Below are 13,705 nucleotides of genomic sequence, written 5' to 3'. Positions count from 1 at the left end.
TTCTGACTTCTGACTTCTGCATAAAATTTGTCCTTTGTAAAGTGGAGATATGAATATTTTTGAAAAAAGTGTGGTTATTTTATATAAAAGTTGAAGCGCGAACAATTTGATTTTAAAGGTTTCAATGGGCTTTTTTTGATTTTACATTTCATTGCACATCGGTCCCTTTCCTCGTAAAATACACGGGCTTTTTCAATATTATGTCGCCAACACACAAAACGTTGATTTATGAATATAAGGACGCTATGTCGGCATTCCTATGGAATTGAAATTAAGTTTGTGTAATCGCTACGTAATACCGCTTAATCTCGGCATTATGTAATTCAAAGAAAATGTAGGGACGCCACGCTGGCGTCCGTAAAAATTAAATGATTTTAAAAGGTAGTGTAGTGTCCCTACCTATGAGATAAAATTTAAGTTTTGTGCGGTAGCGACACAATACCGCTTATATCTTCAAAGTGCGGTTGATTTTGACCGCGCTTTTTTACAGTCAACTATCCCGAGAGATAAACGAGTATGTATAAATTATTCCGTCAGTGCATTTTCCAAATGGATGCGGAAAATGCCCATGATTTCACCCTTCAATGTTTAAAAATTGCCGGTCATCCGTTGTTTCAACCGATATTGAAATCTATCATCGGTACGCCGAAAGGCACGGAGAAAACTGTCATGGGGGTGCGTTTTCCAAATCCTATTGGCTTGGCTGCCGGAGCGGATAAGAATGGCGAGGCGATTGATGGTTTTGGTGCGTTAGGATTCGGTTTTATGGAGGTGGGGACGGTTACACCGCTTGCACAAGATGGTAATGCAAAGCCGCGTCAGTTTCGTTTAATTGAAGCGGAAGGCATCATTAATCGCAATGGTTTTAACAATAACGGGATTGATTATGTGATCGAAAATGTTAAGCGTGCGCGTTATCGCGGTGTGATTGGTATTAATATCGGTAAAAATAAACAAACCCCGTTAGAACACGGCAAAGACGATTATATTTTTTGTTTGAATAAAGCCTATAACTATGCCGGTTATATTACGGTAAATATTTCATCACCGAATACGCCGGATTTGCGCCAATTGCAATATGGCGATTATTTTGACGATTTGTTGCAAAGTATTAAGGCACGTCAGGCTGTTTTGGCTGATCAATATAATAAATATGTGCCGATTGCAGTGAAAATCGCACCGGATTTATCGGAGGCAGAGTTGGTTCAAATTGCCGATACTTTGGTTCGCTATAAAATGGACGGTGTGATTGCTACTAATACCACCATTTCCCGTGAGCATGTTGTCGGTTTGAAAAATGCCGATCAGCAAGGCGGATTAAGTGGAAAGCCGTTGCAACAGAAAAGTACGGCAATCATTAAACGATTATACGAAGAATTGAAAGGGCAAATCCCGATTATTGGCAGCGGAGGCATTGACGGCGTGCAAAATGCGCAAGAAAAAATTGAGGCAGGTGCGGAATTGTTGCAAGTGTATTCGGGGCTGATTTATCATGGTCCGAACTTGGTAAATGAGTTGGTTAAAGCAATAAAATAATGGCAAAGATATATGATTTACATTGTCACAGCACGGCGTCCGACGGAGTATTAAGTCCAACTGAGGTGGTGCAACGGGCGGCGGAGCAAGGTGTGAATGTCCTTGCATTGTGTGATCATGATACCGTTGATGGTATTGATGAAGCCAAAATCGTAGCGGAGACGGTGGGCATTGAATTAATTAACGGGGTGGAAATTTCGACAAATTGGCAAGGGCGAGGCATTCATATTGTTGGGCTTAATTTTGATAAAACTCATCCCAAAATGACCGCACTTTTAGCGGAGCAAAAAAATTTACGTGAAAAAAGAGCGGTCAGTATTGGCGAGAAATTGGGAAAAGCGGGAATTCCCAATGCCTACGAGGGGGCAAAAGCCTTAGCGAATGGGGAAGTGACTCGTGCCCATTATGCCCGTTATTTGGTACAAATCGGCAAAGTATCAAACGATGGACAGGCTTTCAAACGCTATCTGGGGCAAGGCAAATCCGCCTTTGTTAAAGCACAATGGGCTGATATTCCCACCGCTATTGAAACGATCCATTCCGCAGGTGGTGTTGCCGTGATCGCTCACCCTTTACGTTATAACTTGACGGGAAAATGGATTCGAAAATTAATGGCAGATTTCAAAGCTTGGGGGGGGATGCGATGGAAATTTCCGGCTACGGACAAACTAAAGATCAACGCCAAATGCTTGCACGTTGGGCGAATGAGTTTGGCTTGCTCGGTTCGGTGGGATCGGATTTTCACTTTCCTTGTGGCTGGGTGGAACTAGGGAGAAATTTGGATTTGCCGGATGGCGTGAGAGCGGTTTGGGAACGGTTTTAGTTTTTAGACATTATGCCGAAAACTTATAGGGACGCCACGCTGGCGTCCGTTATAAAAACCAAACAATTTCAATGTGTTAAAAAGGACGCCAGCGTGGCGTCCCTACAAGATAAACAAAATTCAAATGCAACTCGGCATAATAGCGAAAATAAGGTGAAAATTGACCGCTCTTTTATCCCAAATGCTCCGTATCATTCACTTTTTCAACGGTAAAGCCTTTTTCGCTATCATAATGCACGATACTGATCGCGGTGTTGAGTAAAGAAACGGATTGTCCTGCTTCACGGTGATTTTGCCAAGTCGCACCGCCAAGTAGAGCGATGAGTAAGCGCAGTGTATGGCCGTGAGAAACGACTAAAATATTGCCTTTATCATGGATTTGAATGATGTCCTGTATGGCTTTCATTGCCCGATCCGCGAGTTGTTGATAGGTTTCACCGCCGTTTGTTTCGGCTTTGTAATTTGCCGGATCGCTGATCATTTGCTTAAATTCGGTCTGCTCACGCAAAGGTTCAACCGATTGCCCTTCCCATTTTCCAAAATATTGTTCGTTTAAACCTTTATGCTGAAAAAGCGGAATGTTGCGTTTGCCAATAATCTGTTCTGCAGTGTCAATAGTGCGTTTTAAAATGCTGGAATAAGCCGCCGTAAAAGGAATCTGTTGTAGTGCGGCAGAGGCTTTTTGTGCGCCTAAAATGCCTTGTTCCGTGAGGGGCGAGTCGCCATGTCCTTGCATTAAACCCTGTTCGTTCCAAACAGTTCTGCCGTGGCGGATAAAGTAAAAAGTCAGTTGTTTTTTCATTTTCATTAAACCGAGTTAAAAAATAAGGAAGCCGAAACTTCCTTATGGAGAATAATTAGCGGGAGTAATAACCCGCCATTGAGCTATATACGGCATTTTCTGCCTGAATTACGTTATATTTCGCTTGTAAAATGGAAAGTTGTGACGCTTTTTCAGTGTTTGCCGCATTCAACCATTCACGTAATTCCGATACGCCGGCATTATAACGATTGCGATAGTACTGGGTGATACGTTTATTGTAATTGAACGTTTTTTGCTGGTTTGCAAAAGCACTTTGTGCTTGTGTAAAGGCAAAGTAGTTGGTGTCAACATCGTTTAATGCAGTCGTAATGCTTTGCTCGTAATTTAAACGTGCGGTCTCATAATCGGCTTCAGAGATTTTCACATTCCATTTTACGGTATTCCAGCTTAAGAAAGGTAAACTGATACCGATAGTACCGCCGGCAATCGGGCTGTGAAGAGCATTGCCTACTTTGTTACCGGTTGAGGTTAAACTACCTCCCAAAGTAATTTCAGGAAACCACCCTTTTTCTGTCGCTTTGGCATTTTTAAATGCACTGCTCAAGCGGTATTGATTGCCCTTGATATCAGGACGATTGGCGATCACAGAAACCGGCACATTCAAATTCACCCCCACATTTTTCACATTAAGAATATGTGGGAAATTGATATTTAAAGCCTCTTCCGGTTTTAAATTAAGCAAATTGCGTAAAGTTTGTTCCGCTGTTTTGCGTTGAGTTTGATAGTTGATCAAATTATTACGTGCGGTTAAAACGGATTGTTGTGCTTGATCGACACTGGCGGCATCGGCGACACCTTGATTTAGACGACGTTGCATAATGTTGCTAATGTCATTGTAATATTTGATGCTTTCCTCCGTGGTAGCGATTGCATCATTTAAATAAGCAATTTGATAATAGGTTGTTACAACAGAGTTGATTAAAGACAATTTTGTTGCTTCTAAATCTTGTGCCGTGGCTTTATGTGTCCATTCTGCGGCATCGGCGGAATCCGCTAAACGACGCCATAAATCAAGGGTATAAGCCACGTTTAATGATCCGCGGTGTGAAATGGTTGAGTTTGCGGAGGTATCAATTCGGCGTTGTGCGCCTGATGAGGTCGAGCCGCTAAATGTCGGTACTAAATTCGCGTCGACCAAATTCGCATTATAAAGCGCACGATTAACCGCAACGGCTGCTTTGGCAAGATCTTTATTATTTAATAGCGCTTGTTCTACTACTCGGTTAAGTTGGGCATCATTGTAAAGTGCCCACCAATTTTCTTTGACATTAAACTGTTTGGTGATTTCTTCGTATTTTTGATAGTCTGCCTGGCTGGCCTGATAAGAATCGTCAATATTGGCACAACCGCTAAGCGTTGCTGCCATCACGATGGCAAGTGTAAGTTTTTTCATTTTTAACATTGTTTTTCCTTGATTAAAATCGTTAAAAAAGTGCGGTTGATTTTAACCGCATTTTAGGGTTTTACAAAATCTATTCGCGAGCGAGGGCGGTAATAGGGTTTAGTTGTGCAGCCCGTTTTGCCGGCATATAGCCAAACACTACGCCAATCAGTGATGAGAACAAGACTGCCGTAATAATTGAAGCGGTTGAAAATGCCATAGTAAAATCGCTCATAAACAAATTGAATAACAAACCAATTAAACCGGAGAGCAAAATACCGGTTAGTCCGCCGATTAAACAAATGAGCACGGCTTCAATTAAGAATTGTTGCAAAATGTTGTGCTGACGGGCGCCAATTGCCATACGCACACCGATTTCTTTGGTGCGTTCAGTGACTGAAACCAACATAATATTCATCACCCCTATACCGCCTACAATGAGAGAAATAAAAGCAATGGAGGAGATCAGCAATTTCATCGTATCGGTTGTGCTTTCAATGGTTTGTTTAATGGTGTCGCTATTCATCACAAAAAAATCTTTTTTACCGTGGCGTATGGTCAGTAACTCGGTGATGCTTTTTTCCGCTACCGTAGAATTGATGTCATCGGCAATTTTCACGGTGATAGAACCGATTTTTTTACTGCCGGAAATTTTATTCATCACCGTGCTGTAAGGTGCGTAAATATTCAGAGAACTGCTTGCACCGCCCATTTGCCTATCGGAAACCACCCCAATGATCCGCAGAGGGCGTTTATTAAACATCACCACTTTGCCTAATGGAGATTCATTTGGAAAAATGGATTTTTCCGCACTTTCGTCAATTAAGGCGACTTGATTATTTTCTTTTACATCTTCAATGGAAAATAAATTACCTTGTTTCAGTGTTAATCCCTCAACGTCAAAATATTGTTCTCCAACACCTCTTAGGTCGGTAGAGGAGAAAGTTTGATTGCCATATACCAGCATACCGCTAGACGAACTATTCGGTGTGACGCTTTGAACATAGCTTTGTTTACTCAGGGCATTGGCATCGTTAATGGTGAGGTTTTGCATTTGTTCTGCCCGGCGATCACCAAATCCCGTTCCGTTGAAAATCGTCATCGTACTGGTGCCGATACCTTTAATGTTTTCAAGAATTTTTTGTTGCGAACCGTTTCCCAGAGCTACCACGGAAACAACAGAGGTAATGCCGATGATGATGCCCAGCATAGTGAGTAAAGAACGCATTTTATGTGCCACAATCGCACTGACAGACATCCTAAAAGCCTCAATGAGCTGATCTTTGCTAAAGCCAAAGTGCGGTTTAATTTTACTTTGATTTTTGACCGCACTTTTAACCGGTTTCTTTTGTGAGTCTGCAATAATTTCGCCGTCTTTAATTTCAATGACGCGGTTTGCACTGGCGGCGATGTCACGGTCGTGGGTCACCATGATAATGGTATGTCCTTCGTGATGAAGCTGACGCAAAATTTCCATCACGTTTTGTCCGCTGTGGGAATCCAACGCACCGGTGGGTTCATCGGCAAGAATAATTTCACCACCATTCATTAAGGCTCGGGCAATACTCACTCGTTGTTGCTGACCGCCGGAAAGTTGGTTGGGCTTATTTTGCCATTTATCGCCTAAACCGAGTTTTTCCAATAATTGTTTGGCTCGTTCAATCCGCCGTTCTTGCGACATACCGGCATAAATAGCCGGTAAGGCAACATTTTCCGCCGCCGTGAGTGTGGAAAGTAAATTATAGCGTTGGAAAATAAAACCAAATTGTTGACTGCGTAAATCGGAGAGTTGATCCGCTGAAAGCCGATTAGTTTCTTTACCGTCAATTTTATAAGAACCGCTGGTTGCCGTATCCAAGCAACCGATAATATTCATCAACGTGGATTTACCGGAACCCGATTGACCGATAATGGCAACAAAATCACCTTTTTCGATGTTAAGCGAAATATTTTTTAAAATATGAACACGATTTTCAGCTTCGCCGAAATAGCGGTTGAGTTGGTTAATTTCAATAATATTCATCAAATTTTTACCGCACTTTAGAATATTCTTGGCCCGCGACCAGTATTACCAACCTGTTCGCTGGCTGCCACTTGTGACACGATCACATTTTCACCTTCCGCCAAACCGGATTTAATTTCCGTTTGGAAATCATTTTGCACGCCGATTTCTACTTCTCGCATTTCAGGCTGATTTTTTTCATTCAAAATATTGACAAAGGTTTTTCCTTCTTTCCTTTGAATCGCCATATTAGAGATCAATAACACGTTTTGTGCATCGGCAATTTTAATATTGTTTTCCGTAGTCATGCCAATGCGTAAAGTGCGGTCAGGATTATCCACGATTAAATTAGCGTAATAATAAACTGCGGTTGTCGTACTTGATGAAGTCGAGCTGCTTGATGAAGTCGAGGTGTTATCACTTTTTGTAGTGGTCGCCGGATCAACGGAGGAAATTACGCCCTGATAATAGGTATTGGGATCGGATAAAATGGTAAAACGCACGGTTTGTCCTGCTTTCACTTTGGTAATGTCTCCCTCTGAAATTTCAGGTTTCACCCGCATTTTGCTGAGATCGGCGACAGTGACAATCGTCGGGGTGGTTTGTGCGGAATTGACGGTTTGTCCTTCGGAAATCGGCGTTGAAATGATCGTACCGTCAATAGGAGAGGTAATTTGCGTATAGCTTACATTAGTTTCTGCCGTATTCACTTCAATTTCCGCTTGTTTAATGGATTCTTTTAGTGCTTCTACTTCTGATTTTGCGGCGTCAAAAGTATTTTTTGCATTGTTCAAATCGTCAAGGGAGGCTGCTTTTTGCCCGTATAGTTTTGAGTAACGGGAATATGCCGACTGTGCGACGCTAAGTGCGGTTTCTTTTGCCTTTAATCGAGCCTGATAACTGACCAGAGCGGCTTTTTTAGTATTAAGACTGTTAATTTGTGTAGTGGAATCAATATCAGCGATTAAATCACCTTTTTTTACTTCTTGTCCTAGGGTTACGTAAAGTTTGGTGATTTTACCGGAAACTTGTGCTCCCACATCCACCTCATTAATACTACTGATAGATCCTGACGCAACAACAGTTTTTTCAACATTACCGCGAATGACTTTTTCTGTGAGGTAGGAAGGTTGTTGATTATGACTATATGAAAAAAAATAATAGGCGAATCCGCCTGAAATTAATAAACTAAGTGCAACTAAAATTTTCTTCATTGATCGTAAATTCCAAATAATGAACGTTTGTTCAGTTTGCGTATTTTAATGATAAATCTCTCGTATTGCACGAAAAATTTGGAGATGAGACAAACCATTTTTTTTAAAGTTTGCCTTGTTCGTGAATTTTCACATAACAGAATTAGCTGAAAATTAGGAAGGAAACGGCTCATCTCTCATATCTCGCTTTTTTCTTATAAAACATATAAAATAGCTGATTATTTTTTCTATTATGAGAAAGCTATGAGTAATACAGAACATACCTTAGAAAATTCGGAAAATACACGTCCGCACAATTTTATCACCCAAATTATTGATGAAGATTTGACAAGCGGTAAACATAGCAAGGTTTACACCCGTTTTCCGCCGGAACCAAACGGTTATTTACATATCGGGCATGCGAAATCGATTTGCTTAAATTTTGGTATTGCGAAAGATTATAACGGTTTATGCAATTTACGCTTTGATGATACCAACCCTTTGAAGGAAGATGTGGAATATGTGGACTCCATCAAAGAAGACGTAGAATGGTTAGGTTTCAAATGGGCGGGAGAAGTGCATTATGCCTCGGATTATTTTGATACGCTCTATGGTTATGCGATTGAATTAATCAAGAAAGGTTTGGCTTATGTAGACGAACTATCACCGGAACAAATGCGCGAATATCGTGGCACGTTAACGGAGCCGGGGAAAAACAGCCCTTATCGTGATCGTACTATAGAAGAAAATTTGGTCTTATTTGAAAAAATGAAAAACGGCGAGTTTGCCGAAGGTAAAGCCAGTTTACGGGCGAAAATAGATATGGCTTCACCGTTTATGGTAATGCGTGATCCGGTGCTTTATCGTATTAAGTTTGCCAAGCACCACCAAACCGGCGATAAGTGGTGTATTTATCCAATGTATGATTTTACCCATTGTATTTCCGATGCGATTGAGCGTATTACACATTCATTATGTACGTTAGAGTTCCAAGATAACCGCCGTTTGTACGATTGGGTATTGGAGAATATTTCTATTGAACGTCCGTTACCGCACCAATACGAATTTTCACGTTTAAACTTAGAGGGTACATTAACTTCTAAGCGTAAATTGTTGAAATTGGTAACGGACGGCATTGTTGACGGTTGGAACGATCCGCGTATGCCAACCATTTCAGGTTTACGTCGCCGTGGTTATACGCCGGCATCAATTCGTGAATTTTGTCGCCGTATTGGCGTAACTAAACAAGATAATGTGGTGGAATATAGTGCATTGGAAGCCTGCATTCGTGATGATCTCAACCAAAATGCTTGTCGCGCAATGGCGATGATTGATCCTGTGAAAGTGGTGATTGAAAATTTTGAAGGCGAAGAAATTTTGACGGCGCCAAATCACCCGAATCGTCCGGAATTAGGTGAACGTCAATTACCTTTCACCAAAGAAATTTATATTGATCGTGCGGATTTCCGTGAAGAAGCCAACAAGCAATACAAACGCCTCGTGCTTGGCAAAGAAGTGCGTTTACGCAATGCTTATGTGATCAAAGCAGAGCGAGTGGAAAAAGATGGAAACGGCGAAATCACTACCATCTTTTGTACCTATGATCCGGACACACTAGGTAAAAATCCGGCGGACGGCCGTAAGGTGAAAGGGGTGATCCATTGGGTTTCGGCGGTATATAATCATCCTGCAGAATTCCGTTTGTATGACCGTTTGTTCACCATATCAAATCCGGGAGCGGAAGAAGATATTTGCTCGGTTGTCAATCCAAATTCCCTTGTAGTAAAACACGGCTTTGTGGAACAAAGTCTTGGCAATGCGGAAGCGGAAAAAGGGTATCAATTTGAACGTGAGGGCTATTTCTGTGCAGACAGTAAAGACAGCCGCCCCGAACATTTAGTGTTTAACCTCACGGTTAGTCTAAAAGAAAGTTTTTAGTTTTCATCAACGCAAGTGCGGTCAAAAACAATCGTGATTTTCGGCATTATGTAGCAAGTGCACGATTTAACGAAAATGTACGGACGCCATGTTGGCGTCTGTCATATAACCTTTTAAAATCATTTAATTTTTTACGGACGCCAGCGTGGCGTCCCTACTTATGAGATAAAATTTCAGTTTGTGCGACTACTACATAATACTGGTGATTTTGACCGCTCTTTTTCTTTGACTATCTATAAGCTATGACTCTTATTTATATCGAAAATGCTTACAAAGCAATAAAACCAAACGGAATTATTTAAATAAGATCGCTAAGCCAATAAATTACCGATATATTTCACAAGCGTTATTATGCTTAATATTGCCATGGAAATAACAACGATAGCACCTGAAACAGTCATCCAAATCGGGTGCTTATAATCACCAATAATTTTAGTGTTATAGGCGGCGAGCAAAATGAGACCGAGAGAAATCGGTAAAATTAGACCGTTTAATGTGCCGACAAAAACTAATACTTGGGCTGGGCGACCAATAGTTGCAAGCACGGCAGTCGAGATAACAATAAAAGCCACTATCCAACAATTCTTATGTTTTTCTATGTTAGGTGAGAAACTGGTAATGAAAGAAACGGAAGTATAAGCGGCACCGATAACGGAGGTAATTGACGCAGCCCAGATGACAATACCGAAAATCATTAATCCGATATTACCGGCAGCGTATGAAAATGGGGTAGCGGCAGGGTTTTTAGGATCGAGAGTAATACCTTGTGAGACAACGCCTAAAACGGCTAAAAACAATACAATTCTCATTATGGAGGAAATGAGAATTGCTGACACCGAGCTTTTGCTGACCTCTTTTAGAGAGCTTTTGCCTTTAATACCGGCATCTAATAAACGGTGAGCCCCCGCAAAAGTGATATAACCGCCCACAGTTCCGCCTACAAGGGTGACAATAGCGATTACATCTAATTTCTCCGGTACGAAAGTTCTGAACACGGCTTCTCCAAGAGGAGGGGCGGTCTGGGCTGCGACATAAATGGTTAAGGCAATCATCACGAATCCCATTATTTGAGCAAAACGATCCATCGTTTTACCGGCTTCTTTTACAAGAAAGATGCATACGGCAATTGAGCCGCTGATTATCGCCCCTATTTCAGGTGACACGCCTGTGAGAATATTTAAGCCCAATCCTGCGCCTCCAACATTTCCGATGTTGAAAGCCAATCCTCCCATAACGATAAGCAATGAAAGAAAATATCCCATACCGGGTAAAATAGCATTCGCAATATCTTGGGCTTTTTTTTCTGAAACGGTGATAATTCGCCAAATGTTTAATTGAGCTCCAATATCAAGCAAGATAGAGAGTAAAATCACAAAGCCAAAACTGGCGAGTAAAGATTGGGTAAAGGTTGCGGTTTGGGTTAGAAAACCCGGGCCGATAGCTGATGTCGCCATTAAAAATGCCGCTCCGAGTAGGGCGCTACGGTTATTATTTGCCATATTGATCTCCGATAGGTTGGTTGTTATGCAACTTGGGATTATTAATATTTTGCCGAAATGATGATTTGTTCTGCTTGTAATGCCGCACGAATTTTTTTCGCAAATTCAATCGCATGGTTACCGTCGCCGTGTAAGCAAATACTGTCTGCCTGAATAGGTATATTGAAACCTTCGACAGTAGGAACGGTTCCCTCAATCACCATCTGTAGAACCTGTGCAACCGCTTCTTGATCATTTTCTACCAATGCATTATTACAATTACGCGGCACTAATGAACCATCGGCTTGATAATGTCGATCGGCAAATACTTCCGAAATTGTTTTGAGCCCCACCTCTTGTGCTACAGATAGCATTGCACTTCCGGATAATCCCATTAGGGCTAAATCGGGATCAAAGTTTTTGATTGTTTGGCTAATTAAACGTGCTAGTGGGGGATTTTTTGCCGCTTGATTATATAATGCGCCATGCGGCTTGACGTAACTTAATGCGACACCTTCAGCCTCACATAAGGCTTTAATCGCGCCGAGTTGATAACGTAGGCAGGCTTGAAGTTCTTCATCGCTTAAGTTCATATTCAGGCGACCAAAATTCTCACGGTCGGGATATCCCGGATGTGCTCCTACTGTCACATTATTTTCTTTTGCCCATAAAATGGCTTTACGCATTTCATTATAATTACCGGCGTGCAAGCCGCAGGCAACATTTGCAGAGCTGACTAATTGCAACAATTTTTCATCATTCGCATAGCCTTCGGCTAGATCTACATTTAAATCAACGCGTTTCATCTACTTTTCTCCTTATGTAGGTCAAATAATCTTGATCTTGTTGGTATAACTCTCGCGCTTGTTGATGGGTAACCTGTTTAAAATAAGCGGTTTCCCCAAAAGGTATTTGTGCCAATTTGCCAATATCCGCTTGAATAACACAGGCAATTTTTGGATAACCGCCCGTTGTTTGAGCATCTGCCATTAATATTATCGGCTGACCGTCCGGAGGAACTTGAACTGTGCCTATTGGTACGGCATAAGAGAGCATTTCAAGAGGGAAATTAAGCATTAATTTTTGAGAACCGGAAAAGCGATAGCCTATACGGTTGCTGTTTCGTTGTAATATCCAACCCTGTTGCCAAAATAATGTTTGGGTTTCTTGGTTGAATGCCTCGTATTCTGATGAAGCGGTTGCATGAATTGTGTTTGTAAAAGGAATTGGTTCGATACTTAAGGGACTAAGCACCGTATCTCTTAATTCTGTCGCAATATGATCGCCGGATTTGACTAAACGTCCTTGAAATCCGCCAAAACCTGCTTGTAAATTGGTGCTATAAGATCCTAATACTTTAGGTACTTTAAAGCCTCCGGCAACACAAAGATAAGTATAGTTGCCTTGGATAATTCGTTTGATTTTGAGGGTTTGGCGTGCTTTTGCCGTGTAACGACAGTAAGGCGAAATCGGGTTATCATCAAGTTCCGCCTCACATAATGCACCGGTTAAACAAAATGGCGTGTCACAGTCAAAGGTTACTGTCAGGCTTCCTAAGGCTATTTCAAGTGCGGGCAAATTATTGGCATTTTTCAATAATAAATTTCCTGCTTGTAATGCAAGGCAATCCATTGCACCGGAATGTCCGATACCAAATCCGCGTAAGCCAAAGCGGCCTAAATCCTGTAGATGAGCAAAGCCTTGAAGATGTTGAACATAAATCATAGGGTCATATCCTCCACTACAAAACGCACTTGATCGCCTGCTTTTAGTAAAACGGGCTGGCTTTGATTCACATCAAAAAGTTGAATTTCAGTTCTACCTAATAGTTGCCACCCGCCAGGGGAAGTGAAAGGATAAATTCCCGTTTGGCTTCCTCCGATGCCTACTGAACCGGCGGGGACTCTTGTTCTCGGTTCATCGCGGCGTGGTGTATGAAGAGATTCAGGTAATCCGCCTAAATAAGGGAAACCGGGTTGGAAACCCATCATAAAGACCGTATAGACAGGGGCTGTATGGCGATTAATAATTTCTTTTGCTGTGGTGTGATGATATTTCGCCACATAATGTAAATCTTCACCAAACTCCCCACCATAATGTACGGGGATTTCCACTAATTTTCCTTGAAAATGTGTTTTTTGTAATTGAACTTTTTCCCAAAGTTGCTGCACTTCATGGATAAGTTGAAGAGGATCGATATGAAGATGACAAAAAAGTGTCAGATTATTCATTCCGACAACTGTTTCAACTACGCCGGGAAGATCTTGTGTCAATTCTGATAATTGCCAAATAGACTGCTGCTTTGACAGCTCGGCAGGGGGAGGAAGTGAGCAAATCAAGGAATATTCACTAGTGTGATGAATGGTCAGCATATATTGCCCTTATGTTGCTTTTTTGTTAAAAATTTTTACTCCTATTTTTTTGTCTAGTCAATAAAAAGGCTTATAAAAATTATGAATATTTTCAAAATTGTGAGCGATATCAAGATTTTAATTGAGATATGCCGGAATAATATTGCATTGTTTGGTTTT

10 protein-coding genes and 1 pseudogene are annotated in these 13,705 nt (G+C 41.4%); 3 read left to right on the top strand and 8 right to left on the bottom strand.

The genetic code is table 11. The features are described from left to right. Positions 1 to 516: 516 nt before the first annotated feature. A complete protein-coding gene (gene pyrD, locus BKL51_RS03090; protein WP_077465280.1) occupies positions 517 to 1,536 on the top strand; it encodes a quinone-dependent dihydroorotate dehydrogenase in 1,020 nt (339 codons plus the stop codon). Continuing rightward, a pseudogene (locus BKL51_RS03085) lies at positions 1,536 to 2,359 on the top strand (PHP domain-containing protein). Before pyrD ends, BKL51_RS03085 begins: the two are co-directional and overlap by 1 nt. 172 nt (positions 2,360 to 2,531) lie before the next feature. Here BKL51_RS03085 and BKL51_RS03080 read toward each other — a convergent pair. The 4 genes from BKL51_RS03080 to BKL51_RS03065 form a co-directional block, all read right to left on the bottom strand. Further along, a complete protein-coding gene (locus tag BKL51_RS03080) occupies positions 2,532 to 3,161 on the bottom strand; it encodes a histidine phosphatase family protein (protein WP_077465282.1) in 630 nt (209 codons plus the stop codon). A 55-nt stretch (positions 3,162 to 3,216) separates the two neighbouring features. Next, positions 3,217 to 4,584 (bottom strand): TolC family protein, encoded by a 1,368-nt coding sequence (locus BKL51_RS03075; protein ID WP_077465279.1) that lies wholly within the window; start codon positions 4,582 to 4,584, stop codon positions 3,217 to 3,219. A 70-nt stretch (positions 4,585 to 4,654) separates the two neighbouring features. Continuing rightward, on the bottom strand, positions 4,655 to 6,586 hold the full coding sequence (locus BKL51_RS03070) for a MacB family efflux pump subunit (RefSeq protein ID WP_077465278.1): 1,932 nt from the start codon (positions 6,584 to 6,586) through the stop codon (positions 4,655 to 4,657). 17 nt (positions 6,587 to 6,603) lie between these two features. Then, positions 6,604 to 7,779 carry an efflux RND transporter periplasmic adaptor subunit gene (locus BKL51_RS03065; protein WP_077465277.1) on the bottom strand — a complete coding sequence of 392 codons (1,176 nt, stop codon included), beginning with the start codon at positions 7,777 to 7,779 and terminating at the stop codon, positions 6,604 to 6,606. 243 nt (positions 7,780 to 8,022) lie between these two features. On the opposite strand from BKL51_RS03065, the gene glnS reads away from it, so the two are divergent. Then, positions 8,023 to 9,696 (top strand): glutamine--tRNA ligase, encoded by a 1,674-nt coding sequence (gene glnS, locus BKL51_RS03060; RefSeq protein ID WP_077465276.1) that lies wholly within the window; start codon positions 8,023 to 8,025, stop codon positions 9,694 to 9,696. A 311-nt stretch (positions 9,697 to 10,007) separates the two neighbouring features. Here the strand turns inward: glnS and BKL51_RS03055 are convergent, their stop codons facing one another. From BKL51_RS03055 to pxpB, 4 genes are read right to left on the bottom strand one after another with little or no spacing between them, the layout of a single operon-like run. Next, complete coding sequence (locus BKL51_RS03055) at positions 10,008 to 11,195, bottom strand: NRAMP family divalent metal transporter (protein ID WP_077465275.1); 1,188 nt, start codon at positions 11,193 to 11,195, stop codon at positions 10,008 to 10,010. A gap of 41 nt (positions 11,196 to 11,236) precedes the next feature. Beyond that, positions 11,237 to 11,980 (bottom strand): 5-oxoprolinase subunit PxpA, encoded by a 744-nt coding sequence (gene pxpA, locus BKL51_RS03050; protein WP_077465274.1) that lies wholly within the window; start codon positions 11,978 to 11,980, stop codon positions 11,237 to 11,239. Then, on the bottom strand, positions 11,967 to 12,899 hold the full coding sequence (locus BKL51_RS03045) for a biotin-dependent carboxyltransferase family protein (protein WP_077465273.1): 933 nt from the start codon (positions 12,897 to 12,899) through the stop codon (positions 11,967 to 11,969). The genes pxpA and BKL51_RS03045 overlap by 14 nt, the downstream gene beginning before the upstream one ends. Beyond that, positions 12,896 to 13,546 carry a 5-oxoprolinase subunit PxpB gene (gene pxpB / locus BKL51_RS03040; RefSeq protein WP_077465272.1) on the bottom strand — a complete coding sequence of 217 codons (651 nt, stop codon included), beginning with the start codon at positions 13,544 to 13,546 and terminating at the stop codon, positions 12,896 to 12,898. Before pxpB ends, BKL51_RS03045 begins: the two co-directional genes overlap by 4 nt. Positions 13,547 to 13,705 lie beyond the last annotated feature (159 nt).

Origin of the sequence: Rodentibacter sp. Ppn85 (genome assembly GCF_001999335.1) — a bacterium.
GTDB lineage: Bacteria > Pseudomonadota > Gammaproteobacteria > Enterobacterales > Pasteurellaceae > Rodentibacter.
This window is presented reverse-complemented; position numbering and strand designations above follow the sequence as displayed.

Coding starts and splice junctions, on each gene's coding strand:
- pxpA (WP_077465274.1), bottom strand. CDS start 11,980: ATGAAACGCGTTGATTTAAATGTAGATCTAGCCGAAGGCTATGCGAAT.
- glnS (WP_077465276.1), top strand. CDS start 8,023: ATGAGTAATACAGAACATACCTTAGAAAATTCGGAAAATACACGTCCG.
- BKL51_RS03065 (WP_077465277.1), bottom strand. CDS start 7,779: ATGAAGAAAATTTTAGTTGCACTTAGTTTATTAATTTCAGGCGGATTC.
- BKL51_RS03045 (WP_077465273.1), bottom strand. CDS start 12,899: ATGATTTATGTTCAACATCTTCAAGGCTTTGCTCATCTACAGGATTTA.
- BKL51_RS03070 (WP_077465278.1), bottom strand. CDS start 6,586: ATGAATATTATTGAAATTAACCAACTCAACCGCTATTTCGGCGAAGCT.
- pyrD (WP_077465280.1), top strand. CDS start 517: ATGTATAAATTATTCCGTCAGTGCATTTTCCAAATGGATGCGGAAAAT.
- BKL51_RS03075 (WP_077465279.1), bottom strand. CDS start 4,584: ATGTTAAAAATGAAAAAACTTACACTTGCCATCGTGATGGCAGCAACG.
- BKL51_RS03080 (WP_077465282.1), bottom strand. CDS start 3,161: ATGAAAAAACAACTGACTTTTTACTTTATCCGCCACGGCAGAACTGTT.
- pxpB (WP_077465272.1), bottom strand. CDS start 13,546: ATGCTGACCATTCATCACACTAGTGAATATTCCTTGATTTGCTCACTT.
- BKL51_RS03055 (WP_077465275.1), bottom strand. CDS start 11,195: ATGGCAAATAATAACCGTAGCGCCCTACTCGGAGCGGCATTTTTAATG.